The organism is Citrobacter sp. Cpo089, assembly GCF_030332695.1.
Taxonomy (GTDB): domain Bacteria; phylum Pseudomonadota; class Gammaproteobacteria; order Enterobacterales; family Enterobacteriaceae; genus Citrobacter; species Citrobacter portucalensis.
On record NZ_JAOWHJ010000067.1, the window covers coordinates 1 to 25,304 of the forward strand.

Genomic DNA, 25,304 nt, shown 5'->3' on the forward strand with positions numbered 1-25,304 from the left:
GACAGGCTCCGGAAGACGGTTGTTGCGCACGTATTCGGTGAACGCACTATGGCGACGCTGGGGCGTCTTATGAGCCTGCTGTCACCCTTTGACGTGGTGATATGGATGACGGATGGCTGGCCGCTGTATGAATCCCGCCTGAAGGGAAAGCTGCACGTAATCAGCAAGCGATATACGCAGCGAATTGAGCGGCATAACCTGAATCTGAGGCAGCACCTGGCACGGCTGGGACGGAAGTCGCTGTCGTTCTCAAAATCGGTGGAGCTGCATGACAAAGTCATCGGGCATTATCTGAACATAAAACACTATCAATAAGTTGGAGTCATTACCGGCGCTTTGTACCAGCGTCAGGCCAACCACCGCAGTGGAAAACTGACCGAGTACATTGATGGTCTCAAAACTTCCCCACTGAATGGGAGTGAACGGAATACCAATCGTCAACGTGTCGTACAGATAGGAGAAGTTGTACAAAACGATCAGCACTACAATCAGCGGTAACGAACGAAACAGCCAGATGTATCCCCATGCCAGACCGTTCAACAGCCAGGAAGATGAAAGCCGCGCCAACGCCAGCAGACCGCCGATGAGAATACTCAACAGCGTCCCGATCAGCGTCAGTAACAGTGTTTGCCCGAGGCCGGACAAGATAACCGGATCAAAGAACCAGCGGGCAAACACGCTCCATTCCCAGCGCGGATTAAACGCCACGGACTGGAGAATTACCGCAAGGGCAAATAAGGCAATGACCGCGCCTACGGTACGCATGGGATAACGTGCCGGTACGACTCTAATGCTATCTGTCGTTTTCATTTTCTCTCCTCAGGCGATTCTGGCCTGACCGGCAATAGTCAGCAGTTTGGTAAAGCGCAGCCGTCCATCAAACGGCGGCAGGCTGTACTCTTCGGGATCGCGCGTCGTATCAAATTGCGGATCGTAGCCCTGGCTTAAATAAAGTCTGACGGCCTCCGGCTGGCGAAATCCCGTGGTCAGATAAATCCGGCTGTAGCCTGCGAGCAGCGCTCTACGTTCCAGTTCCTGCACCACGCGCGCCGCCAGCCCCTGCTGACGCAGGCTGCTTTTTGTCCAGATACGCTTAATCTCGGCGGTGTCCTTGTCGTAAGGTTTGTAAGCTCCGGTGGCGATAATTTCGCCCCGGCGCTCCAGTACCACAAAAAGTCCCTGCGGCGCCAGATACCATTCGGTCAGTTCCACTTCAGCGTCGCGAGAAAAGTAATCGCCATAGCGGGCGGCATATTCACCGAACAGACCGTTCAAAATGGGCTGCAGCTCGCTGGCTTCCGGTGAGAGCACGCGAAATTGATCGCTCACGATGACCTCCTTAGTCGCCTAAACCGGCCGGGTTGATTTCAGATTGTGGAATGCGTTCCACCCCTTCTCCCCAGCGATTCAGCACCTTGTCATAGTCGCCGTTGCCAATCACGCCGTTGAGGGCGGTTTGTACCGGCAGAACCAGACCGCTGTCTTTTTTCAGCGTCACAGCGATATGTGCCGCTTTTGGCCAACCGCCATCAACGCTACCCACTAATTGCGTTTTACCGTTGAGTGCAGCTTTCCACGCGCCGATTACATTAGGACCGAAGTAGGCATCGGCGCGGCCTGACTGCAGGGCCAGGGTTTGCGCGGCATCATCTTTGGTATACACCGGCGTAAACGGCTGTAACCCTTTCTTCACGTTCTCATCGTTCCAGGCCAACAGAATGGCTTCCTGGTTTGTCCCCGAACCGACGATAATGCGTAGTCCTGCGATATCTTCCGCCTGCTCGATTTTCTTCAGCTTGCTACCGGTTTTGACATAAAAGCCAAGAGAGTCCTTCCGATACGTCGCGAAATCGAATTTTTCTTTGCGTGCTTTGGTGACGGTAATATTGCTGATCGCGGCATCGTATTTGCCGGAAGTGACGCCCAGCGGCCAGTCTTCCCATGACGTAGGTACAACGTTGAGTTCCAGCCCCAAACTGTCAGCCACCAGACGCGCGATATCTGCCTCGCTGCCGATCAGCGTTTTATTGTCATCGGCAAAGACGGTCAGCGGCGGCTGGCTGAGCCCGGCAATCGCCACGGTGAATTTACCCGGTACGGCCAGGTGCAGGTTTGCGGGTAACTGCGCAATCGCCTGCGGATTTTTTACCGTATTAATCGGCGCTTTATTCGCTTCCAGGCTTACGCCCGTGCCATTAATCGTCACCTCATTTGCCCAGACGGTAGCGCTGAAAGCCAGTGACAGCGCGAGGAATAGTGATTTTTTCTGCATAGCGTTTTTCTCTTATTGTGTGAATTGATTTGCAGGTGTCGCTAATCCCAGACTTGCGCGCAGGGTCGTACCGGGATATTCATGGCGGAACAGACCGCGCGCCTGAAGCTCGGGGACAACCTGTTCGACAAACCGCGGAAAGGTATCCGGCGTGCCACCCTGGATGATAAAACCGTCTGCGGCTTTTTCGTCGAACCACTGCTGCAGTCCGTCGGCAACCTGTTGTGGCGTGCCGCTGAAACGCGGACGAGGACTTGCCGCTTCCAGAGCAACCTGACGAAGTGTTAAACCACGCTCGCGTGCGTTGCGCTTGATCTCATCAGTCGTACTGCGAAAGCTGTTTTGTCCGAGAGAGCCCAGATCCGGGAACGGTGCGTCCAGCGGATATTGGGCAAAATCATGATGTTCAAAGTAGCGGCCAAGATAGTTCAGCGCGTCAGTAACGGAGACCAGCGCAGCGGTAGTCTGATACTGCTGCTCAACGTCCTCTGCGCTGTCGCCAACAATAACGCTGACGCCCTGGAATATATGCAGTTGATCGGGATGTCGTCCGGCCACTTCCAGCTGGCTTTTTACTTCCTGATAGAACGCTTTAGCCTCTGCCAGCGACTCCTGATGGGTAAAAATGGCATCAGCATGCTGCGCCGCTAATTTCTTGCCATCTGCTGAAGCTCCCGCCTGAAATATAATCGGACGGCCTTGTGGCGTACGCCCAATATTTAACGGTCCGGCGACCTGGAAATAATCTCCATGATGGTTAAGCGTGTGTAGTTTTTGCGGATTAAAAAATTCCCCGCTTGTTTTATTACGGGTAAACGCATCGTCTTCCCAGGAATCCCACAGCCCTTTCACTACCTGTAAATATTCATCAGCAATACGATAACGCTGGGCATGCTCTGGATGCTGAGCGCGAGAATAGTTTTTTGCCGATCCTTCCAGAGGAGACGTAACCACGTTCCACCCGGCGCGCCCCTGGCTGAGATGGTCCAGGCTAGCGAACTGCCGTGCGGTCGTAAACGGCTCGCTGTATGATGTGGACACTGTGCCAACCAGCCCCAGATTCTGAGTGATGCTGGCCAAAGCGGATAATACTGTCAGCGGCTCAAAACGATTTAAAAAATGCGGGATTGATTTTTCATTAATATACAGACCATCGGCGACAAAAATAAAATCCAGCTTCCCTTTTTCCGCAATAAGCGCCGTCTCTTTGACAAAATCAAAATTAATACTGGCATCAGCCTGAGCCGCTGGATGGCGCCATGCGGACATATTTCCCGATGCGCCATGCAGAATAGTGCCGAGCCGTAGTTGTCGATTTTCAGCCATAATAACCCCTACCCAACAGGTAAACTTAAAGGTGTGCGAATGCCGTTTTTGCTAACTGCGTAAAGTAATGCGCGGCAGGTTCAATTAAACGCTCGTCCGGATTGAATCCCGGGTGATGTAATCCGTATTCACTGGCGCTGCCAATACTGACAAATGCGCCAGGCGTATTTTGCAGGTAGACGGCAAAATCCTCCCCGCCCATATGCAGGTCGGCATGGTGGGTGGTATAGCCTGACTGTTTCGCCACCGCGGTGGCAATATCGGCCCAACGATCGTCATTTACCAATGCGGTTGGTCCCGCATGCCAGATTACGTCGATTTGTGCGCCAAAGGCGTGGGCAAATCCGGCGGCGATGTCATTAACCCGAGCCTTAACCTGCTGCTGTACCTGGTTTCGGTGCGTTCTGAGTGTCCCTTCCAGCTCAACGGACTCCGGCAGTACGTTCCATGTGTTTCCCCCCTGAATACGGGTCACGCTGAGCACCACCGAATCCAGCGTGTTAACGTCGCGGCTGGCAACGCTTTGCAGCACCGTTACCAGTTGGCTGGCGAGCAGGATGGCATCCTTACCTTCATGCGGACGCGCCGCATGTGCGCCCTTGCCATTAATGCGCAGTACGAAGCGGTCGACATTGGCATAAAATGCGCCGCCGCGTGTGGCAAATTCGCCCACCGGCAAACCGGGCTCATTGTGCATACCGAAAATAGCCGCTACGTTTTGCAGCGCACCGGCGCGGATCAACGTTTTTGCGCCGCCGAAACTCTCTTCAGCTGGCTGAAACAAAATACGTACTCGCCCCGGTAAGGTTGTTTCCTGTTGTTTTAGCAGAAGTGCTGCACCAAGCATAACGCTGGTATGGACGTCATGCCCGCAGGCATGCATCACGCCCGGCGTGAGGGAGCGAAACGGAACGTCGGCCCTTTCTTCTATCGGTAGCGCGTCGATATCCGCCCGCAGCGCGATGACATCTTCTCCCTGACCAATTTCAGCGACCAGACCGGTTTTCAGCTCGAATGGCAGAATGTCGACGTCCGCAGCGTGCAACCAGGCGTGAATGCGCGCCGTGGTTGCTTCCTCCTGTAGAGAAAGCTCCGGATGCTGATGTAGTTCACGACGCCAGTCGATAAGCGTTGAGCCGAGAGTCATCAGAGCACCTCCACGGCATTATGGGCTTGCGCCAACAAACGCAGCGATGTCAGACGCGCATGCCCTTGCGCCACTGGCGTGTCGATAATGAATTCGTCAATGCCAAATTGCGTATGCAGAGCATTCAGCTTTGCCATCACCTCCTGAGCGGTGCCGTGTAGCAACGCCTGCTCACGACGCGCGATTTTGCGTGGTGGGCTGCCAGACTGAGCGGCAAACGCCAGCGCCTGTTCTTCGCTGGCTACCGTGACACGTTGACCATCTTCCAGCTCCACGCCCCAGAGTTGTACGTTTTCCGCCAGTTGCGCAGCGGTGTCGTAACTGTCAGCCACAATCACCTGCACGGCGACTATCGTCGGGCGTGCACTGTGGGTCTGCCAGAAGGACAAAACGTCATGCAATAACGCTTTGTCACCATTGAGGTGCGCTGCGAAGATGAAATTCCAGTCGGATTGCGCAGCTAACTGCGCGCTTTGCACACTGGCTCCCAGTACAAACTTTTCCGGTGGTATCGGTGGAATTGGCGTCGGGAATACCGTTTCCCCGCTTTCCGTTCCGCTCAGCGCCAGCCAATCGTTAAGCAAAGAAAGCTGGTCGGCAAAACTGCCTTTTTCTTCCTGATGCAGCCCATGCTGTAACGCCTGGGTCGACAGCGGTAAGCCGCCAGGGGCTTTCCCTACGCCGAGATCGACACGTCCAGGAGCCAGCGATGCCAGAAGATTGAAGTTTTCCGCCACTTTGTACGGGCTGTAATGTTGCAGCATCACGCCGCCGGAACCTACGCGGATATGCTGGGTTTGCCCGAGGATCCAGGCGATCACCAGCTCCGGCGATGGGCTGGCCAGCTGTGGCGTATTATGGTGTTCCGCGATCCAGAAACGATGGTACCCCCACTCTTCTGCCTGTTGCGCCAGGCGCAACGTCCGGGAAAGCGCGGTCGCGGCAGTTTCACCTTCCCCGATGGGGCTTTTATCCAGAATACTCAGGCGATATGACATGTTAAGAGCCTATGTTTGTTAACATGTCTTTATTATTAATTTATCAAATAGCCATACTGAAACATTTAATTCACATTTACTCAGCTAAAAAGTAGATAACAACCCCTGTCGCTGCCAGGGTTAAAATTTGGATCGCCCAGTACTGGTTGTAACGCTAAACAGAAAAACACCCGCAATTAATAGCCTACAAAATATAATAGGGTCGTTGGCATCACGGTAATAGCATCAAAATCATTTCATGCCAGTTTTCTTTTTACGAAAAGGTTTTTTAACGCGATTTACGTTAAGTCAGTTTAAACGACTTGTCACGTTATGCGCTTGTATTAATTGTTTCACTTTTATGACACAGGATGAATGATTTACATAGGAATTTTTATTTTAACTACTTCCACAGAATTGATGATTAGTAGAGAATGCAACGTTTCTTATTAAAACGGTTTAAAACAGATTTTAATATCCCCCGATTTTATTGCGGGGATTTTTGTATGGATTATACATAGCACCATGGGACCTCTATGAAAAGTAACATGCCCGTTACACAAATTGAGCACGCACTTAACGATAAAGCGACGCTGCTTTCTACGACGGATAAAGAAAGTCATATTACCTACGCTAACTCCGCGTTTATTGATGCCAGCGGATTTAACGAACAGCAATTAATGGGCGAACCGCATAATATTATTCGCCATCCCGATATGCCTCCCGCGGCGTTCGCCGATATGTGGTACACGCTACAGCAGGGAGACAGCTGGACGGGGATGGTGAAAAATCGCCGGCAGAATGGCGACCATTACTGGGTTCGCGCCAACGTTACGCCGGTCTGGCACAATGAAAAACTCACCGGCTACATCTCGGTGCGTACCGTTCCTTCGCGCGATGAAATAACTCAAAGCGAAAGCTTATATCATAAAATTAATAATCAGCAGATTAAAGGATTTCGACTTTTTAAAGGCATTGTCATTCGTCGCGGAATATTGTCATGGGCATCAATGTTTAAATGGCTGAGCATTAGCCAGCGCGTCAATTATTCTTTAGGGGTAATCGCCCTGCTCGCTGTTCTATTTCTCTTCGCTCCTGTTAATCCATTTATTCAGGCGGGAGGGTTGCTGTTCTTATTTCTGATGCTTGCTATTTACCTTAAGTATCAAATTTGTCAGCCAGTTAATACGCTACTGACGCAAATGAAGAAAGTGGTCTCCGGGAGAAAACCTGATAACTGTCATTTAAATCGGGTGGATGAGATCGGAATGCTGATGCGTCTGGTTAATCAGTCCGGGCTTAATCTGAATTCCCTGGTCGATGATGTCAGTACGCAAATATCCGGTATTCGCGCCATCAGTCAGCGGGTATCAAAAGAAGGTACGGCGCTGCACAAGCGTTCAGAAGAAACCTCTGCCGACCTGCAACAAACCGCTGCAGCCATTGAAGAAATTGGTAGCGCCGTACAGCAAACTGCTGAGACTGCGGCTCATACTATGACCATGGCCGATAAAACCAGCGCCAATGCGGCAGAAGGCGGCGATATTATGAAACAAACTATTGCCATGATGCAGGCGATATCGCGTGACAACGGGCAGATAGTCGACATCATCGGCGTTATCGACAGTATTGCTTTCCAGACTAATATTCTGGCGCTCAATGCCGCGGTTGAGGCCGCGCGAGCCGGGGAGTCCGGGCGTGGATTTGCCGTTGTGGCGGCAGAGGTCCGTAATCTGGCGCAACACTCGGCGTCTGCAGCAAAAGAGATCAAACAACTGATTGAGAAGAACGTCGCCAACGTCAATAGCGGCGTCAAAATGGTGGAGCAAACGGAAACGCATCTCACTGGGATGATTGGCGATGTCCTGCAGATGTCGATGATGATCAAAGATATTAGTCTGGCGACGCGTGAGCAAACCCAGGCGCTGGATCTGATTAACGATTCGATTTCACGCGTTGGCACCATGACACACAATAACGCCGAGATGGTGGAGCGTGTCACCGATGCTACCGCCGATCTGACTCAACGTTCATCGCGCTTACAGCAGGCTGTTCAGGTCTTTGGCGTATCAGCATAACCTTACGGCGCTTATCGGATGAATGTCTCGATAAGCGCACACCTCTCCACGTATTTACACCCTTCTCTTTTATTGGCTGAATCGAGGCCACACCGCGCCAGTGCTGGCTGTACAAAATGCTGAATTCTTGTTATCGGGGCTTTGCGGAACCGAACAATTGAATGTAGGATGCTCGGCCGGCAGTTTTCCCCCATAACACAATGAAGGGTAAGGCTGTTTTCGCCGCAGCTGGTGCGGCAAAAAGGATTTTGTATTTTTGTCAGGCCAACAGGAAAAGTAATGAACACAAACAACACGCAAGCCGCGGAACAACATGCGGCGAAACGACGCTGGTTGAATGCCCACGAAGAGGGGTATCACAAAGCGATGGGTAATCGACAGGTACAAATGATCGCCATTGGCGGCGCAATTGGTACCGGATTGTTTTTAGGGGCTGGCGCACGCTTGCAGATGGCGGGTCCTGCTTTGGCGCTGGTTTATCTGGTGTGCGGTATTTTTTCGTTTTTTATACTGCGTGCGCTTGGCGAACTGGTTTTACATCGCCCTTCCAGCGGCAGCTTTGTCTCCTACGCTCGTGAATTTTTAGGTGAGAAAGCCGCCTATGTGGCTGGCTGGATGTACTTCATCAACTGGGCGATGACCGGCATTGTCGATATCACCGCGGTGGCGTTGTATATGCACTACTGGGGCGCATTTGGGGATGTTCCGCAGTGGGTGTTCGCCCTCGGCGCGCTGGCTATTGTCGGCACTATGAACATGATCGGCGTGAAGTGGTTCGCGGAGATGGAGTTTTGGTTTGCACTGGTCAAAGTGCTGGCGATTGTGATTTTCCTGGTGGTGGGTACCGTCTTTTTAGGCACTGGAAAGCCGCTGGATGGTAACGCCACCGGTTTTCACCTGATCACCGACAACGGTGGATTCTTCCCACATGGCCTGCTGCCGGCGCTGGTACTGGTTCAGGGGGTGGTTTTCGCATTTGCCTCTATTGAACTGGTGGGCACGGCCGCTGGTGAGTGCAAAGATCCGCAAACCATGGTGCCAAAAGCGATCAATAGCGTTATCTGGCGTATTGGTCTGTTCTATGTGGGTTCTGTCGTGCTGCTGGTTCTGTTACTGCCGTGGAATGCCTATCAGGCGGGGCAAAGCCCGTTTGTTACCTTCTTCTCCAAACTGGGCGTGCCGTATATCGGCAGTATCATGAATATTGTGGTGCTCACCGCCGCGCTTTCCAGCCTTAACTCTGGGCTGTACTGCACCGGGCGTATTTTACGTTCCATGTCGATGGGCGGATCGGCGCCTAAATTCATGGCTAAAATGAGCCGTCAACAAGTACCCTGGGCTGGGATCCTCGCCACGCTGGTCGTCTATGTCGTCGGGGTATTCCTGAACTATCTCGTCCCGTCGCAGGTGTTTGAGATCGTGTTGAACTTCGCGTCGTTGGGCATTATTGCGTCGTGGGGCTTTATCATGGTCTGTCAGATGCGTCTGCGCCGGGCCATAAAAGAAGGTAAAACGGCAGACGTCAGCTTTAAACTGCCGGGCGCTCCGTTTACCTCGTGGCTAACCCTACTGTTCCTGCTGAGCGTGCTGGTGCTGATGGCATTTGACTATCCAAACGGCACCTACACCATCGCGTCGTTACCGTTGATTGCCATCCTGCTGGTTGCAGGCTGGTTCGGTGTGCGTAAACGCGTCGCGGAAATCCACCGCACCGCGCCGTAATGGCTGAAGGCCTGACAGGTTAACCCTTCAGGCCTTCTTTTTTAGTTCGCTTCAATCAACTGCGCTACATCATTGCTGTTAATTTCCCGCGCATTTCCATCCTGATCGGTATAGCTGGTCATTCCCGTATCTTTATCCAGTTTTGGCTTACCCTGGGTGGTAATGGTTTGTCCGCTTTTGGTCGTCATGACGTAATCGGTAGTACATCCTGCCAGGGTAAACAGCATTACGCCTGCACAAAGACAGATAAATGGCTTTTTCATGGTATTCCCGTGTTATTCAGTTAGCCGTTGAGGGCGTAGTGTAAGTCCCTGAAGTGGGTCGGGCTACTGGCGGGGTGTAACGAGGCGTATCGTGGGGTTTAGAGAAATGACAGGAGGGGTTTCCCCCTCCGGATTTTTTACAGCGCAATACGAATAACATCGTCCGGCTGGGTAGCTTCCTGCTCGCGGGTAGATTTCTGTTTCACGCTGACGTACAGGGTTTTACCGTCGGCGGAGAGCGCCAGGCTATTCGGGAACGTTGGGGTCTCGAATGTTTTGACGACTTTATAGCTTTTCGCGTCGATCACACTCACTTTACCGGCCTGGCGATGAGTCACGTAGGCTTCATTACGCGTTGGGTTGAACAGCACAGCAAGAGATTCCGGCGCGGCGACTTTTGCCAGTACGTTGCCATTACGGGTGTCGATGACCAGCACTTCCGCCGCTTTAGAGTCGGTGACAAATGCGCGGTTGCCAGCGGTGTCCAGGCTCAGGTTGATAAAGAAATGCTCTTTCCCATCATCCAGCAGTTTTTTGCGGCTAAGAATTTTGTTGGTGGCGGTGTCGATGGTAATGAATTCGCCGTCCGCATTGGCGGTGTACAGGCGTTTAGCCTTGCTGTCGACCGCCAGAGCGGTGCTCATTTTGCCGGTATTTTGGATGGTGTCCTTCAGCTTGATCGTCTCACCGTCCACCACCCAAATCACACTCTCTTTACCAATACCGCTAATGTATACCGTGTTGGTAGCATCATCGGCGACCAGCTCACGCGGCTGCAGCGGGCGAACGTCTTCAGAGCGCTTACGCGCATCCAGCACCAGACGTCCTTTCACCGCACCCGTTTTGGCATCCATCGCCGTAACCGCGCTGTTTACCGTGTTGCCGAACCACAGCGTTTGCGTGGCGTTGTTGATGGTGGCACCAAACGGTTTGAGATCGTTATGAATCACCTGGGTCACTTCGAGGGTGACCGGGTCAAGACGATAAACCACCCCGCCGGTATCCAGTTTGCGGCTCTGTGAGGTCGCCAGCCACAGCGCGTTCTCTTGCTGGCTGTACGCCATTTCATAGGCGCCTTTGCCGACGGCTTTGCGCAGCAGTTCTTCTGCGGCCTGCGTAGTAAAAGATGATGCAACGAGCAGTGAACCTAACAGTAAAGAACCACGCAGACGCGGTGAAAACAAATGACGTAAAGACATGACGACTCCCTTTGATAAATTCGTTTGTTACTGCTTCACATAGCTTCAATGAGCAAAATCATGGTTTTGCCTTTTTAAGAATGAGAATAGTAATCATTATTTATCTCAATGTGGAGTGTTTATTCGCTTTCATGTAGTAACCTTCTTATTTCCTCCATGAATACCAGTTAACGACATTGGCATTTTACCAGGCCTACATTTTGTACGAAGCAGGCCTGGTTACAGGCATTCACCGTCTTCCACCTTTACGCATCAATCCTCAGCAAGACGAATAACTACCTTGCCGAAGTTTTTGCCGGTCAGCAGACCGATAAAGGTTTGTGGCGCATTTTCCAGACCTTCGGTCACCTGCTCACGGTAGTGGATTTTGCCCTCTTTAACCCAGCGCCCCATCTCCCGCTGAAACTCATGAATACGGTGTCCATAATCCTGACCAATGATAAAACCCTGCATGCGGATACGCTTTTTCAGCAGCGTTGCCATTAACAGCGGTAATCTGTCAGGTCCGGCCGGAAGCGACGTGGCGTTATAACCGCTGACCAGGCCACAAAGCGGGATGCGCGCTGAGGTATTGAGCAATGGCAGAACGGCATCAAATACTTTTCCACCGACGTTTTCGTAGTAAATATCAATACCCTGCGGGCAGGCTTTTGCCAGTTGTTGCGCAAAATCTTGTGTGTGGTGATCGAGACAGACATCAAAGCCCAATACCTCGGTGGCATGTCGGCATTTCTCTGCCCCACCCGCCACACCGATCACCCGACAACCTTTAAGCTTACCGATCTGCCCGACCGTTGCGCCAACCGGCCCGGTTGCGGCGGCTACCACCAGCGTTTCTCCCGCTTTCGGCTGACCGATATCCAGCAGGCCCATATAAGCGGTAAACCCCGGCATACCCATAACACCCAGCGCCCAGGAGGGATGTTCGGGATGATCGCCAAGCTTCACCAGCCCGTTACCGTCGGAGATGTCATAGTCCTGCCAACCGCTGTAGCTCAATACCCATTCGCCTGGCTGGTAGTCCGGATGGTGGGATGACACCACGCGACTTACGGTCCCCCCCACCATAACACCACCAATCTCTACTGGTGGTGAGTAAGATGGCTCATCGCTCATACGGCCACGCATGTAGGGATCGAGGGAAAGATAAACGGTGCGCAGCAAAATCTGGCCTTCACCTGGCGCTGCCACCTCATCTTCTTCAAGACGGAAGTTCTCCGGGACTGGCGCGCCATGCGGGCGTGAAGCCAGTACCCAGCGACGGTTACGATTAGTCTGTTGACCCATGATGTGCTCCTCTGCTTTTGGCATGAATCCATCAATAGTAGCAGTCTGTGCCTGCTATTTAGCTGACGACGTGGTTTAACCGCACAACCAGGTAAACGCAGGGTTGCGCGGTTTCATTGATAAACCGACAGTCATTCGGCGGGCCAAGTTCCAGGCAATCACCTGCCTGCATTTCATGGCGTACGTCCCCTTCCACAAAGACTAATTCCCCGTGCTGTAACCAGATAAGTTGTCTGGCCTGCACATAGGAAGAGGCAGGCATCGGGATATCACTACCGGCGGGTAATTCAATCTGCACCAGATCGATAGGCAGATCGCTGCGCGGTGAAACATGGCGGCGCAGATAGTGGCTTTGCGGGTCGTGCCAGACGGGCTGATCGACGAAGCGCAGCAGCTTGCCCTCCTGCATTTCAGCCCGCGCAATCAGGGTAGACATGCTGATGCCAAACGCACCGGAAAGCCTACCCAGCAGCGTAGCCGTTGGACTACTCTCGCCGCGTTCTATTTTATGGATCATGGCCCGCGACACGCCCGCGCGCTCGGCAAGTTCCGTGAGTGACCAACCGCGAGATTCCCGCTCGATGCGAATTCTTGCACTGATCCGTTGATTTATGCTGTCTTCAATAGTATTCATATTGTAATACTATAGTGAACAAGCCCTGAGGTTCAACATGTCAATTCGATTTGCCAGCAAAGAAGACTGCGCCGCCATTGCAGAAATCTACAACCATGCGGTACTGCATACGGCGGCTATCTGGAACGATCAAACGGTCGATGCCGAAAACCGTATTTCCTGGTATGAAGCCCGACAATTGATGGGGTATCCGGTGCTGGTGAGTGAAGAGAATGGCGTGGTTACGGGATACGCCTCCTTTGGCGACTGGCGTAACTTTGATGGCTTCCGTCATACCGTTGAACATTCGGTGTATGTTCATCCTGAACATCAGGGAAAAGGGCTAGGACGGGCACTGCTCAGCAGACTGATAGACGAAGCCCGCGCATGCGGCAAGCATGTGATGGTGGCAGGTATTGAATCTCAGAATCAGGCATCACTGCATCTGCACGGCTTGCTGGGTTTTAAAACCACCGCGCAAATGCCGCAGGTTGGCACTAAATTTGGGCGGTGGCTGGATCTGACCTTCATGCAGTTACAGTTAGACGATCGCCGCGATCCGGATGCCCGTAGATGAACCAGACGCTGACCCTCTCCTTTCTGATTGCCGCGGGTATTGGTCTGGTGGTGCAAAATACCTTGATGGTACGCATCACCCAGACGTCCTCGACGATCCTCATCGCCATGTTGCTTAACTCGCTGGTCGGGATCGTGCTGTTTGTCAGCATACTGTGGTTTAAGCAAGGAGCTGCGGGATTTGGAGAACTGGTATCCAGCGTGCGCTGGTGGACGCTCATCCCCGGATTGCTGGGATCGTTCTTTGTTTTTGCCAGCATCAATGGGTACCAAAATGTGGGGGCCGCTACCACTATCGCGGTGCTGGTGGCTAGCCAGTTAATCGGCGGGCTGGTGCTGGATATTCTACGTAGTCACGGCGTGCCGCTGCGGGCGCTGGTAGGTCCGGTCTGTGGCGCGGTGCTGTTGGTCATCGGGGCGTGGCTAGTGGCGAGACGTTCGTTTTAATTGCCTGATGGCGCTTCGCTTATCCGACCTACAGAGCGTGTCTGCAGGCCGGATAAGGGAAATATCAGAGGATTGTGCCACCTTTGGTCAACTGTTCGCGACGGGCTTCCATATCCTCTTTATGTTGACGACCATGATGTGCGATAGCCGTACGCAAACGCTGTTGCTGGGTATAGCGGTCTTCCCGGCTCAACGCGACATCATCGCTGAGCTCAATCAGCAATTCATTCATATGCGTAATGACGCTCTCTTCAATGGCGGCATCAACACGTGCGCTGACCTCATCCAGATGCGACATAACCTCTCCTTAACTCATTAATTTAATTTTGCTTTTGAAAAATCACTGCCCATCAGACTGACGCTGTATCCGCTGACGTTGCTGCGCGTAGCGTAGAACGTTTTACCGTTTGCCAGGGCTATCCACGGAGCCTGCTGGTAGAAAATCTCTTGCGATTGTTGGTAAAGCGCGGCGCGCTCTTCCGGTTTACTCACCAACTTCGCCTTTTGAACCAGCGAATTATACTCTTTATCGCACCAGCGCGCGGCGTTAGATCCGGTTTTTATGCTGTCGCAGCCCAGCAGCACATCGGCGAAGTTATCCGGATCGCCGTTGTCTGACATCCAGCCAAACAACGCGGTGTCATGCTCACCTTTACGCATTCCGGAGAGATATTCCCCCCACTCGTACGACACAATTTTCGCCTTCACGCCCACCTTTGCCCAGTCGCTCTGGATCATCTCAGCAATCCGTCGGGAGTTCGGGTTGTAAGGGCGCTGAACCGGCATTGACCACAGCGTCGCTTCAAAGCCGTTTTCCAGCCCCGCCTGCTTCAGCAGATCTTTCGCCTTTTGCGGGTCGTAAGTGTAATCCTGCAGATCTTTATTGAAGCCCATCATATTCGGCGGAATCGGCGATTTTGCCACCGTACCGGAACCTAAAAAGACGGCGTTAATAATGGCCTTTTTATCGGTCGCGTAGTTTAGCGCCTGACGCACCAGTACGTTATCAAACGGTTTTTTCTCGGTATTAAACGCCAGATATCCGACGTTCAGCGCTTCAACCGAATGCAGCGTCAAATCTTTATTCTTTTTAATCTCGTCAAACTGTACGGGGGCTGGCGCCGGGATTATCTGGCACTCATTGGTTTGCAGTTTTGCCAGGCGCGTCTGGACGTTTGGCGTGATGGAGAAGATCAGGTGCTTTGTTGGAACGGCGCCATCCCAGTAGTTAGGGTTAGCGAGATAGCGGATTTGCGAGTCCTGCTTGTACTGCTGCAACACGTAAGGCCCGGTGCCAATCGGCCAGTTATCGACGTTTTCCGGGGTGCCTTTTTTCAGCATCGCGTCGGCATATTCCGCAGAAAGGATGGAGGCAAAATCCATACCCCAGTCGGCAAGAAACGCGGCATTAGGTTCATTGAGGACAAACTGAACGTGAAAATCATCAACCTTCTTCACTTCTTTAATCAGTTTATCCAGACCGACATCGTTAAAGTATTCGTAGCTTCCCTGAGAAACCTTTTGATACGGATGATCGGCATCTTTCTGCCGTAATACCGAGAAAATCACGTCATCAGCGTTGAAGTCGCGGGTCGGTTTAAAGAATTTATTACTGTTGAATTTCACGCCCTGACGCAGGGTAAACGTGTAAGTCTTACCGTCCGGGGAAATCGTCCAGTCCGTTGCCAGAGACGGTATCGGGGTATTCTTTACCGGATCAAAGTTGATGAGTCGGTTGTAGAGCACTTGTGAACTGGCCACAAATGAGGGACCGGAACTGGCAATTTGCGGGTTAAATGACTCCGGCGATGCTTCAGAGCAGTAGATGATGGTGTCAGTATTGGCCGCGAACGCAGCGCCTGACGGTAAGACGGCGCTGAGAGCCAGCGCGAGTATCGTTTTCCTTGCAATCATGGTTATAAGCCTTCTTATTTTATTATTAACTGGGATATCAGAGCATAGCTGACAAAAACTGACCAATAACAAATCACTATCAGGTTATTCTAATCCGGTGTATTTCGCTGAATAATTCATCACCCTAAGCGAATTAATTTCCCTTAAGTCTTTTTCAAAACGTCAAGATTTTTCCCGGCACTCTATGCCATGAAAATTAGCCCCTTTTTGCCTCTCTTTCGCCGTTTGCTCGTTTTTATAAAACGTAAAGTAGATACGTGAAGAAGTCTAAGGGGTAACAACGTGGCAAAAACTCTCTTGCGCAGCGGCAATTTGGATGACTATCAGGCCGTGGGCGGCGGTGGTCAGGCCGTGTTTGATTCAGCATTGCAAATTCGTGAAACGCTTCGTCTGCGTAAACAGCAGGCGATGGTGGATTGTCTGGCGATCCCACAAATTAACGACAGCGGCGATCGGGTTGACTGGTATTCCCCGATAGAAGGGAAAGCCGTGGCGTGGAAAGCCGCTGATGAAGAGGCACGTTTTCGTGCGCTGCGCTATCTGGGAAGCACGCTGGAAAATGCGGCGACCCTGAGCCGTAAAAGTCTGCAATCGGGGAAAACCTCGCTACAGCTATTTGGTTCGCTGCTCGAAAAAGCCGTCCAGTTTCCCGGTGAAAACCACGTGTTTCTGGTTGATGGCAAACCCGTTATTACGTTCTGGGGCTTCGTCAATTTGAATGAAAATCCCCGCGACGATGTCCTCGACTGCCTGCGCATTGCCGATGTTCCTCCTGTGGTTACCGTAGCAGAGCCAGAACAGGAAGAAGAAATCGCACCGGAAATTACCTTTGCCGAGGCCGATGCCCCCTTACTGACGCCGGTCGTTGATCTGCCAAAACCGACTGAACCTGAACCTCAACCTCAACCTCAACCCCCGGTCATTGTTAACGAACCTGAAGTTACTGCGCCCCCGGTACAGGAGAAGCCCATACGCCGCCTGCCGCTGTGGAGCCTGCCCGTTGCCGCAGTGATTATTGCAGCCATCGTTGGGCCGCTGCTGTGGAAGCAACAGACCGCCCAGCCCGGACCCGCAGTCGCCGCTGTTGAAGTCGCTAAGGTTGATATGGCACCGCTGCCAGCACTGACATCTGCACTGCCCCTGCATCGTGCTGAAGTGACTCCCGCTGTGAAGAAAGAGAAACCTGTCGAAGGACCGGTGGTGATTGCCGCAATTCCAAAAGATGCACTGGTGATGGATGCCAACCAGATGAAGGCAGGAACGACACGTTTTCTCAACGGTAACTGGCGCGTCATGGTCGATGTTAAAGATCCGGTGAGCGGCAAAGCGCCGTCCCTGCGCTATCAGATCCAGGCCAATAAAGGCACTGCACGCGTGGTTCATGGTGACAATATTGTTTGTCGTGCCGAGATTTTCTCCGGTTTGCACCAGTCGGGTGAATTAATGATTAAGAGTCGCGGCAATGCCCGTTGTACCGACGGGTCACGTTATCCGATGCCTGAAATTACCTGTAAAGCGGGAACCAACGACGTCGCCGCCTGTACCGCGCGTTATGACGATCACGCGGAAATCCCTCTGACGATCAAAAAGATAGGTGCCTGATTTTATGTTGGTGAATCTGTGTGATTACAAACAGAGCGTGACGCTCATCGCCAATAGCGGTGTACAATTTCTGGATTTCGGCCTCACGCCGCAGGAATCTGCGCACCATGGACGCTTTGTGCGCAAAACGGCAAACGGTCCGCTACTGCGACTGGACTTCGATCTGACGTCAGGACGCTATACCCTACCGGGCAGCACCGGCGCACAACCCGAAGTGGTGAAGCCGGAAAGTACCCAGACGTTACATTATTCGCTGGACGTGCTCGACGGCGTCTGGCTGCCGCTACCGTTTCTGCGCTTTAACCCGCCGCGTACGTTTGTTGAAGGCCCGGATAACTGGGCACGCGTGCAGGTGCGAAAGCTGGCGCAGCCGGACAGCGCGGGTAACACCCACCGTGTTACCGTAGCGCTGGACAGCCAGCTTACTGAAAATGCACCTGCGGCGTTAACTCCCAACGAAAATGATCTGCTTAACGGTACACGGTTTGCGCTGGCCTGGCATGACAACGAAATTGCTGATTTCCTTGACCAGACCTGGATTGACGGCTGGTTGCGCGAATCTTTTATGCACCATGTCACCCAACATGAGAACCGCTCAGAACAAGAGATCCAGCAGGCGCTGCGTAACTTTGAATACCAGGCGCACTGGCTGAATGTGCTGACCCTGTTAGGTGAGCAGCTTTCTGTCCCGGAAGTGAAACTGGTTACACACACCCTTAGCACACCCGCCATTCCCGTCGATCTTATTTTGGATATCGGTAATACCCATACCTGTGGTGTCCTGATTGAAGATCACGGGGATGCCAATGACGGGCTGCGTCAGACCGCTGAATTGCAGGTCCGTTCGTTAAGCGAGCCGCAGTTCCTCAACGATCCGCTATTCACCAGTCGGCTGGAGTTTTCCGAAGCGCGCTTTGGTAAACAGCACTTTTCCGTTGAGAGCGGACGTGATGACGCCTTTATCTGGCCGTCGATTGTGCGTGTGGGTGATGAAGCCCGTAAGCTGGCGATGCAGCGTATGGGCACCGAGGGCAACAGTGGGATCTCAAGCCCGCGCCGCTATCTGTGGGATGAAACGCCGGTGTTACATGACTGGCGCTTTAGCCAGATGAATGGCAAAACCCAGCGCGAACCGCTGGCTACCGCCTTCCCGCTGATGAACCTGATGAACGATGACGGGCAACCGCTGTTCAGCCTGCCGCAGGACGATCGTCTACCAGTGTTCTCACCACAATACAGCCGCAGCACGCTGATGACGCATATGTTGTGCGAAATACTGGCCCAGGCGCTGGGGCAAATTAACAGCGTAGCGACGCGTTTGCGCCTCGGATTCCCGGCATCTCCGCGTCAGTTACGGACGCTGATCCTGACCCTACCGTCGGCGATGCCCAAACAGGAGCGCGAGATTTTCCGCCTGCGCATGTTTGAAGCTATTGCCCTGGTCTGGAAAGCGATGGGCTGGCACCCACAGGATGAAGACTTCACCACCCGTAAGCAGCAGGAAAAAAGTGTGGTTCCCGTACCTGAAATTCAGATGGAATGGGATGAAGCCAGCTGCGGGCAACTGGTGTGGCTGTATAACGAGGCTATCTCACACTACGATGGCCACACCGAATCGTTCTTTAACGCCCTTGCCCGCCCGGACCGTTTGCCGGAGCCTGGTGAGACTAAAGGCCGTGCGCTGCGCGTAGCATCGATCGACATTGGCGGCGGGACAACGGATATGGCCGTCGTTCATTACCAGCTTGATGACGGCGTTGGCGCGAATGTCAAAATTACCCCGCATCTGCTGTTCCGTGAAGGTTTTAAAGTTGCGGGCGATGACATGCTGCTGGACGTGATTCAGCGCTGCGTGTTGCCTGCGCTGCAAACCCGCTTACAACAGGCTGGCGTGACCGACGCCGCCGCATTGCTGGCCACGCTGTTTGGCGATTCCGGGCGCATTGATACTCAGGCAATTCTGCGTCAACAAACGGCGTTGCAGCTCTTTATGCCGCTCGGTCATGCGGTCCTCTCTGCCTGGGAACAAAGCGATATTAACGACCCGGTCGCCGGGCTACATGCCACCTTTGGGGAACTCCTGAGTCAACAACCCACGCGCAACGTGATGAACTACATCCAACAAGCTATCGACCATGCGTTGCCTGCAGGGTCGCCTGCGTTTGATGTTCTGAGCGTGCCGTTACAGGTACAGTTCAGGCAGTTACAAGAAGCACTATTGGCGGGGCAATTTACCCTGACTTCCCCGCTGCACGCGGTTTGTGAGGCTATTTCACATTATCGCTGCGATATCTTATTAGTGACCGGCAGGCCCGCCTGTTTACCGGGTGTACAGGCGTTGATCCGCCATCTGCAACCTGTCCCGGTTAACCGTATGATCTGGATGGATAACTACCGCGTGCATGAGTGGTATCCGTTCAGCCAACAGGGGCGAATTGGTAACCCTAAATCCACCGCTGCTGTAGGCGCTATGCTGTGCAGCCTGGCGCTGGATTTGCGTTTGCCACGCTTTAACTTTAAAGCTGCCGATATCGGCGCTTACTCGACCGTACGCTTTCTCGGTGTGCTGGATAATACGGTCAATACCCTGCGTGATGAGAACATCTGGTATCACGATATTGATCTGGATAAACCTGGGGCGAAGCTGGATGCCCGGTTGCATTTCCCGTTACGTGGCAACGTGACGTTAGGATTCCGGCAACTGGCAAACAGCCGCTGGCCTGCCACGCCGCTGTATACGCTCAGCATAAACTCTGCTGAACTGGCAAAAACTATCGCCGGAGATGGCGTGTTGAATGTTCGGCTGCAGCTACGCGGCGGCAGCAAAGAAAGTGGCCCGGAATTCTTCATCCTGAGTGATGCCTGGTTACAGGATGGCACCCCCGTTGCCGCCAATGCCTTAACGTTAAAACTGAATACGCTGGCAGACCGTCGCCATAGCGGAAGCCATTACTGGATTGATAGCGGGAGCGTGTACCTGAAATGAGTAAGATGTTAAATACCGCGCAGGCCGCCATCGAGTGGGTGGTAGATACCCGTCAACGTGCAGCGCGTCTTGATGATGAAGCGGATGCCCTGCTGGCACAGCTTACGCTAGCCGCAGTGAGTGAATCTGCGCTGAAGACGACCTTTTCATCGCAAGGATGTATAGGGTTATATGGACACTCACAATCGGCAAAAGCACATCTGCTGGCGGCATTGTGCTGCAATGCCACTGGCAAAGTGAATATTGTTACCCCGGATCGCAGCTTTGATTATTTCTCGCATATTAATCCGGGCCACGCACCAACCAATATGGCGATCCGCTTTACGCGCGATGAAAATCCGCATGATAGCGAATGGCCGTTGCGTCTGCGGTTACTCAGTGAAGCCGAACTGGTACAGCTATTTATCGCCCAGTTCAGCGCGCTCCCGGACAACCGACAGGTCGAGAAATCGATTATTGAGGCGCGCCTGGAAAAATGGCAAACGCTGCGTCAGCGTCACCCGGTGCCGGGCATTACCGCACATAATGTTGCTGCAATCGGTCGTTTCTGGCGCTCCTGCGTACCGGCAAACCAGCAGCAAATTGACGATGCACTATGGTATCAGTTTGCCACGTTGCTGCCCGCACTGGACCTGACTACCCGGGCAAACGCCTGGGCGTTACTGTGGGGAGAACAACCAGAGCTGACGCAGCAGTGGTTGGCGCTGGCACACACGTTGCAACAAACCGGACACGCGCAAGAATTAGCGGCCCCGCTGAGCCTGCTGGTTGATCATTTTGGTTTACCTGCCGAAAGTTTCCTGACCCAGGTGGCATTGACCGGCAATAATGAGACGCAAAGCGATGTGGTGGTTCATCCGATTGAAAATCATCAGTTGCTCAATGCGGTCAGTCTTTCTTTGTCGTCACTGGCGCTGCTCACGCGCGAGCTGGTCCTGACGGTTGAAGACTCGGTGCTGGAGAATGTCGATCTGCTCGATATTCCCCTCGCACCGGATGCTCATCCTCATCCACTGTGGCAGGCAAAATTAGGCTGGATGCTGGAACATTATCGCCAGCACCTGCAACCGGATGTGCTCTTAATCTGCAACGCGGTCTCTACACGCGCCCAGACGCCCGCCATCACCCGCAAGCTGTTGGGCTGGGTCAACGATACCCAACCTGTTCATGATGCCGCATTACCGGGCGTGGTTTGGGCCATTACCCCGCAGGATGCGCGTTTTAGTACCCAGCAAAACCTTGATGAATCCGTGCAGCAATTGATGGGCAAGCCCGGGCTGCATTGGGGTACGTTGCAGGCGCTGGATAAACATAGCTTACAACGTCTTGTCGAATGGCTGACTCAGGCAACCTCACCGCAGCAGCGCCAGGCCAGGTTGACTTCTCTATGCGAGCAGCATCAACAGCGCATCCGCGAAACTCTGATAAGCTGGATTAATCCCGCTCAAGCTGAATCGGATAGCCACGAGTCGGTGATCCGCCAGTTACAGGCGCAAGCGGCAAAACATGGCGAACTGCTGGATGGTTTGCTCCCGCCGATGCGCATTTTTGAGTCGCTGCTGCGTATTCAGCAACCGCGCGAGGAGCAGGTAAGCGGTTTATTTAATGAAGAGATTGACCTGTTTGCCGAGGTGCGTGACACACTGCACTCGCCGGAAAGCCAGGAGACCGGATATCAGGCACACAAAATGTGGATTAACCACATGCGCCAGTGGTGTCGCGATGAAAATAATGCCCGTCGTTTACGACTCGATCCCCGTACGTTAAGGCAGGTTGCCGACATTCTCGTCACCACCAGCTATCGCCTGGAGATGCCACAACGCTTACAGCGCATTATGCAGCGAGAAAACGTCTGTGCCGCGCAGCTACACGCCGATATTGGTGATTTTATTACCTGGCTTGGATTTGCCGACGTTGCTGAGGAACAGCGCCCTGCCAGCAGGATCCAAAAAGGATCGGCTATTTTTAGCGCGCCGAAGCAATCGCCGATGCTACGCCTGACGAAGCTGGATGAACAACCCTCGCATGGTGCAAGCCGTTACGTTTACGACTGGCTGGTTGCCTTGTACACCCGTGCGAATGAGAATGCGGGATATCAGCACCCACAGGATGTCACTGAAACCGACAAAAAACGATTAGATGCCCTGCTTTTCTCCTGAAACGGCGAATACGCCGTCATCAGAAAAGAGAAAACATCAGCGCAACGGGAAAACTCATCGGCCAGGTCGCCCCGACTAATACCGCGCTAAGAAAGCGAATCCGCTTTTTATCGCGGGAAAGAAACCAGGTGATGATTGCCGTGATGACGGCCATCACCGCATAAAAAACCAACATTTTTTGGTATAGGGACATTTAAGGCATCCTGGCCAGAAGGGAAAATCGCGCGCAATATGCTCTTTTTCATGACTCACATCAAGTTTTATTAATTAATTTAAGAAAAACGGCTGTAAAACAACCCATTTTCATTGTGTTCAGAATTCGTACTATTGCGGATAGTTATAAGCCGTACTATACCCATAAGGGTTAAAACGAAAGGTGGCAAAAATGAATGTTTCCAGTAAAACTGTGGTGCTGATAAATATATTTGCTGCTGTAGGACTTTTCAGTCTGATATCCGCAAGGTTCGGCTGGTTTGCTTGATGTAACTCTTCTTGATTAATTGCAGCGTCCGCTGGCAGAGAGGATCTTCTCTCTGCCATCAGTAAACGATCTTCCCACTCTGCCATCACCGGGTAAATTATCCTTAATATGTAATACCCCTAATCCTTCTGCGGCATTATATTGCCCGAATATCGGCCTGGTGTTGTGCCGGTATGCTGATGGAAGAAAGCAATAAAAGCACTGTCGCTGACAAACTCCAGATATTGCGCGACCTGGCTGATATGGCATCCATCAGCCAACATTTCCATGGCTTTTAACAACCTAAATTGCTGCCGCCAGTCCTGATAATTCATCCCGGTATCCCTGATAAATATTCGACTGATCGTCCTCTCGCATGCCCCAACCTGTCGGGACAATTGATTCAGTCGTGGTGGCAATTCACCCATGCGTAATCCCTTGAGCCACACGTTAAGCCGCGGATCTGAGGGATATTGCAATGTCCAGTTTTCACTGCGGGCGGCACGCATTTCCTCACAAAAAACGGTAATAAGGCTGGACTGCTGAGCGGCAGGCATTTCCCATGGCCAGAATGCCATACGTTCTATCACTTCAAAAAAAAGCGGATTAACTTCGACTATCTGCAGCGGTAACTCAGATAACGGCAATGTGGTTGAAAAATACAAAGAGCGATAAGCCATCACACCACGCATTATGGCGCGATGTACCGTGCCTGCCGGGATCCAAACCGCACGACGTGGCGGTAGCAGACACAGGGCCTGCTCCAGTTCAATCGTAATACTTCCTGCAGCCGAAAAAAGTAGCTGATGACGAAGATGACTGTGCCGCCCGGAATCATGTACGCCCATATCGGCAGCAATACCGATTACCGGTTTATCAAAGCTATCCGCATCAAAAGCATCATCGGGGGCAATTTTCATTATCTGTCTGATATTTGATATTTAAAGTCCTGATAATGGTAATACGACATATTCCTTTCAGCAATAATGCCCGCCTGTTTTCTGTCTGTCTGGATATTGCTATGAACACACTTCGTCGCCCACCGCTGTGGCTTCTTACGCTACTGATTATGTTTCCACAACTGGTGGAAACCATTTACAGCCCGGCGTTGCCGGGTATCGCTACCTCTTTTCACGTAAGCAGTGAGCGCGCGGCTCAAACACTCTCCGTTTATTTTGTTGCCTTTGCCGTCGGCGTAGCGATGTGGGGGTGGCTAAGCGACTGCATCGGACGACGTTGGGCGATGCTGGCAGGACTTATCTGCTATGGAACAGGTTGCGCAGCAGCTGTTGTTGCCACCGACTTCAGCGTTTTGCTGCTGGCGCGGATGATCTCCGCCATCGGTGCGGCTGCCGGGTCGGTCGTGGTACAGACCATGCTAAGGGACTGTTATGAATCAACTGCGCTATCCCGCGTCTTTTCCGTGATGGGGGCCGCACTGGCATTGAGTCCAGTTTTTGGCCTGCTAAGCGGAGGTTGGTTAGTAAGTCTGTATGGCCATACCGGTGTCTTTGTTGCCCTTGTGCTGTTGGCGCTGCTACTGCTAATACTGACAGCGACCATGCTGCCAGAAACCCGGCCCGAACATACGCTCAGCCCGAAGCTTGCCGGATTGTTCTCCCGCATGATGCGGGACAATGAGTTGCGGAAAAACGCCTTGCTGGTTGCCCTACTGAACACCATGCTGTTTAGCTATTACAGCCTGGCGCCGTTTCTTTTTGGGCAATTAGGATGGAGCTCCAGAGCCTTTGGCTGGACGGGGTTACTACTTGCGTTTGCTTCTCTGTCAGGTAGCCTGCTGAACCGAAGACTGTTAACGACTGGTCTGACGCCGGAGCGACTGGTACGTTATGCCTGTGTGCTGGCAGCGTTGTCAGGTCTCGTCGCGTGGTGTTTACAGCACTCCGCGTGGATCCTGATTCCGGTGTTCGGCGTGGTGATTGCCTATGGTATCGCCATTCCCAATGTGCTGAGTCAGGCGCTGCGTCACTACCGTGAACAGGCCGGTGCCGCCGGTGCTTTGTTCGGATTAAGCTATTACCTGTTACTTGGGATGATGCTGGGTTTAGCAGGCGTGGTGCAGCAACTGGGGCTGGTTCTGAGCGTCTGTGCCCTACTCGCCTGGCTTTGCAGTCTGGGCCGCAGATAAACCCGATGGCGATCCTGAAAGCACAAAGCCCCGGCTATATGCTGGGGCTTTGTTGTATCAATTAGCCTGACCTCGCGGATATTTCCAACTTACCGCCGTCCGATGGCGACGAGGCCAGTGGCGCGAA

Annotated in this window: 22 protein-coding genes and 2 pseudogenes; 10 read left to right on the forward strand and 14 right to left on the reverse strand. The window is 52.8% G+C overall.

The genetic code is table 11. The features are described 5' to 3' along the window. Positions 1-315, forward strand: a pseudogene (locus OGX92_RS15795) (IS1-like element IS1B family transposase); the annotation flags it as partial. Between the two features lie 15 nt (positions 316-330). Here the strand turns inward: OGX92_RS15795 and OGX92_RS15800 are convergent. From OGX92_RS15800 to OGX92_RS15820, 6 genes and pseudogenes are all read right to left on the reverse strand, one after another. Continuing rightward, positions 331-810, reverse strand: a pseudogene (locus OGX92_RS15800) (amino acid ABC transporter permease); the annotation flags it as partial. A 9-nt stretch (positions 811-819) separates the two neighbouring features. After that, a complete protein-coding gene (locus tag OGX92_RS15805) occupies positions 820-1,329 on the reverse strand; it encodes a GNAT family N-acetyltransferase (protein WP_003833076.1) in 510 nt (169 codons plus the stop codon). A gap of 10 nt (positions 1,330-1,339) precedes the next feature. After that, positions 1,340-2,272, reverse strand: a complete 933-nt coding sequence (locus tag OGX92_RS23605) for an ABC transporter substrate-binding protein (protein WP_149335316.1) — start codon at positions 2,270-2,272, stop codon at positions 1,340-1,342. A gap of 12 nt (positions 2,273-2,284) precedes the next feature. Next, positions 2,285-3,598, reverse strand: coding sequence for an LLM class flavin-dependent oxidoreductase (locus OGX92_RS23610; RefSeq protein WP_003833079.1), 1,314 nt, complete (start codon positions 3,596-3,598; stop codon positions 2,285-2,287). Between the two features lie 25 nt (positions 3,599-3,623). Beyond that, the gene (locus OGX92_RS15815) at positions 3,624-4,745 is read right to left on the reverse strand and encodes an amidohydrolase (protein WP_286586792.1); all 1,122 of its coding nucleotides are present in this window, start codon (positions 4,743-4,745) and stop codon (positions 3,624-3,626) included. Then, positions 4,745-5,743, reverse strand: coding sequence for an MsnO8 family LLM class oxidoreductase (locus OGX92_RS15820; protein WP_191222573.1), 999 nt, complete (start codon positions 5,741-5,743; stop codon positions 4,745-4,747). Before OGX92_RS15820 ends, OGX92_RS15815 begins: the two co-directional genes overlap by 1 nt. A 515-nt stretch (positions 5,744-6,258) precedes the next feature. On the opposite strand from OGX92_RS15820, the gene OGX92_RS15825 reads away from it, so the two are divergent. Both OGX92_RS15825 and ansP read left to right on the forward strand, forming a co-directional pair. Continuing rightward, complete coding sequence (locus OGX92_RS15825) at positions 6,259-7,800, forward strand: methyl-accepting chemotaxis protein (protein ID WP_200921564.1); 1,542 nt, start codon at positions 6,259-6,261, stop codon at positions 7,798-7,800. A gap of 279 nt (positions 7,801-8,079) precedes the next feature. Continuing rightward, positions 8,080-9,522, forward strand: a complete 1,443-nt coding sequence (gene ansP / locus OGX92_RS15830) for an L-asparagine permease (RefSeq protein ID WP_003833088.1) — start codon at positions 8,080-8,082, stop codon at positions 9,520-9,522. 41 nt (positions 9,523-9,563) lie between these two features. On the opposite strand, the gene OGX92_RS15835 is transcribed toward ansP, so the two are convergent. The 4 genes from OGX92_RS15835 to OGX92_RS15850 all read right to left on the reverse strand — a co-directional run bounded on the left by OGX92_RS15835 (position 9,564) and on the right by OGX92_RS15850 (position 12,905). Next, the gene (locus tag OGX92_RS15835) at positions 9,564-9,785 is read right to left on the reverse strand and encodes a YgdI/YgdR family lipoprotein (RefSeq protein ID WP_003020157.1); all 222 of its coding nucleotides are present in this window, start codon (positions 9,783-9,785) and stop codon (positions 9,564-9,566) included. A gap of 137 nt (positions 9,786-9,922) precedes the next feature. Continuing rightward, entirely contained in the window at positions 9,923-10,984 is a 1,062-nt protein-coding gene (gene yncE / locus OGX92_RS15840; RefSeq protein ID WP_003833093.1) for a 7-bladed beta-propeller protein YncE, read from the reverse strand. A 252-nt stretch (positions 10,985-11,236) separates the two neighbouring features. After that, positions 11,237-12,271 carry an NADPH-dependent curcumin/dihydrocurcumin reductase gene (gene curA, locus OGX92_RS15845; RefSeq protein ID WP_286586794.1) on the reverse strand — a complete coding sequence of 345 codons (1,035 nt, stop codon included), beginning with the start codon at positions 12,269-12,271 and terminating at the stop codon, positions 11,237-11,239. Between the two features lie 58 nt (positions 12,272-12,329). Next, positions 12,330-12,905, reverse strand: coding sequence for a helix-turn-helix domain-containing protein (locus tag OGX92_RS15850; protein WP_213194275.1), 576 nt, complete (start codon positions 12,903-12,905; stop codon positions 12,330-12,332). 37 nt (positions 12,906-12,942) lie between these two features. Between OGX92_RS15850 and OGX92_RS15855 the strand changes: the two genes are divergently transcribed. Further along, a complete protein-coding gene (locus OGX92_RS15855) occupies positions 12,943-13,461 on the forward strand; it encodes a GNAT family N-acetyltransferase (protein WP_003833100.1) in 519 nt (172 codons plus the stop codon). Then, on the forward strand, positions 13,458-13,907 hold the full coding sequence (locus tag OGX92_RS15860) for a DMT family transporter (protein ID WP_148361949.1): 450 nt from the start codon (positions 13,458-13,460) through the stop codon (positions 13,905-13,907). The genes OGX92_RS15855 and OGX92_RS15860 overlap by 4 nt, the downstream gene beginning before the upstream one ends. A gap of 64 nt (positions 13,908-13,971) precedes the next feature. Here OGX92_RS15860 and OGX92_RS15865 read toward each other — a convergent pair whose 3' ends face one another. Both OGX92_RS15865 and OGX92_RS15870 read right to left on the reverse strand, forming a co-directional pair. Continuing rightward, positions 13,972-14,205: a YdcY family protein gene (locus tag OGX92_RS15865; protein ID WP_003020183.1), complete on the reverse strand. Its 234-nt coding sequence runs from the start codon at positions 14,203-14,205 to the stop codon at positions 13,972-13,974. Positions 14,206-14,222: 17 nt separating this feature from the next. After that, entirely contained in the window at positions 14,223-15,821 is a 1,599-nt protein-coding gene (locus OGX92_RS15870; RefSeq protein WP_286586795.1) for an ABC transporter substrate-binding protein, read from the reverse strand. 282 nt (positions 15,822-16,103) lie between these two features. Here OGX92_RS15870 and OGX92_RS15875 point away from each other — a divergent pair, with 282 nt between their 5' ends. The 3 genes from OGX92_RS15875 to OGX92_RS15885 are packed head-to-tail and all read left to right on the forward strand — an operon-like array spanning position 16,104 to position 22,568. After that, positions 16,104-17,423, forward strand: coding sequence for an SrfA family protein (locus OGX92_RS15875; protein WP_286586796.1), 1,320 nt, complete (start codon positions 16,104-16,106; stop codon positions 17,421-17,423). 4 nt (positions 17,424-17,427) lie between these two features. Beyond that, the gene (locus tag OGX92_RS15880; RefSeq protein ID WP_126957581.1) at positions 17,428-20,409 is read left to right on the forward strand and encodes a virulence factor SrfB; all 2,982 of its coding nucleotides are present in this window, start codon (positions 17,428-17,430) and stop codon (positions 20,407-20,409) included. After that, positions 20,406-22,568: a virulence factor SrfC family protein gene (locus OGX92_RS15885; RefSeq protein ID WP_286586798.1), complete on the forward strand. Its 2,163-nt coding sequence runs from the start codon at positions 20,406-20,408 to the stop codon at positions 22,566-22,568. Before OGX92_RS15880 ends, OGX92_RS15885 begins: the two co-directional genes overlap by 4 nt. Positions 22,569-22,587: 19 nt before the next feature. On the opposite strand, the gene OGX92_RS15890 is transcribed toward OGX92_RS15885, so the two are convergent. After that, positions 22,588-22,761 (reverse strand): GhoT/OrtT family toxin, encoded by a 174-nt coding sequence (locus tag OGX92_RS15890; RefSeq protein WP_003020198.1) that lies wholly within the window; start codon positions 22,759-22,761, stop codon positions 22,588-22,590. Between the two features lie 192 nt (positions 22,762-22,953). On the opposite strand from OGX92_RS15890, the gene yncL reads away from it, so the two are divergent. After that, a complete protein-coding gene (gene yncL, locus OGX92_RS15895; RefSeq protein ID WP_071524268.1) occupies positions 22,954-23,049 on the forward strand; it encodes a stress response membrane protein YncL in 96 nt (31 codons plus the stop codon). A 119-nt stretch (positions 23,050-23,168) separates the two neighbouring features. On the opposite strand, the gene OGX92_RS15900 is transcribed toward yncL, so the two are convergent. Then, complete coding sequence (locus OGX92_RS15900; protein ID WP_003833119.1) at positions 23,169-23,948, reverse strand: AraC family transcriptional regulator; 780 nt, start codon at positions 23,946-23,948, stop codon at positions 23,169-23,171. A gap of 101 nt (positions 23,949-24,049) precedes the next feature. Here OGX92_RS15900 and OGX92_RS15905 point away from each other — a divergent pair, with 101 nt between their 5' ends. After that, positions 24,050-25,177 (forward strand): multidrug effflux MFS transporter, encoded by a 1,128-nt coding sequence (locus tag OGX92_RS15905; RefSeq protein WP_284962559.1) that lies wholly within the window; start codon positions 24,050-24,052, stop codon positions 25,175-25,177. Positions 25,178-25,304 lie beyond the last annotated feature (127 nt).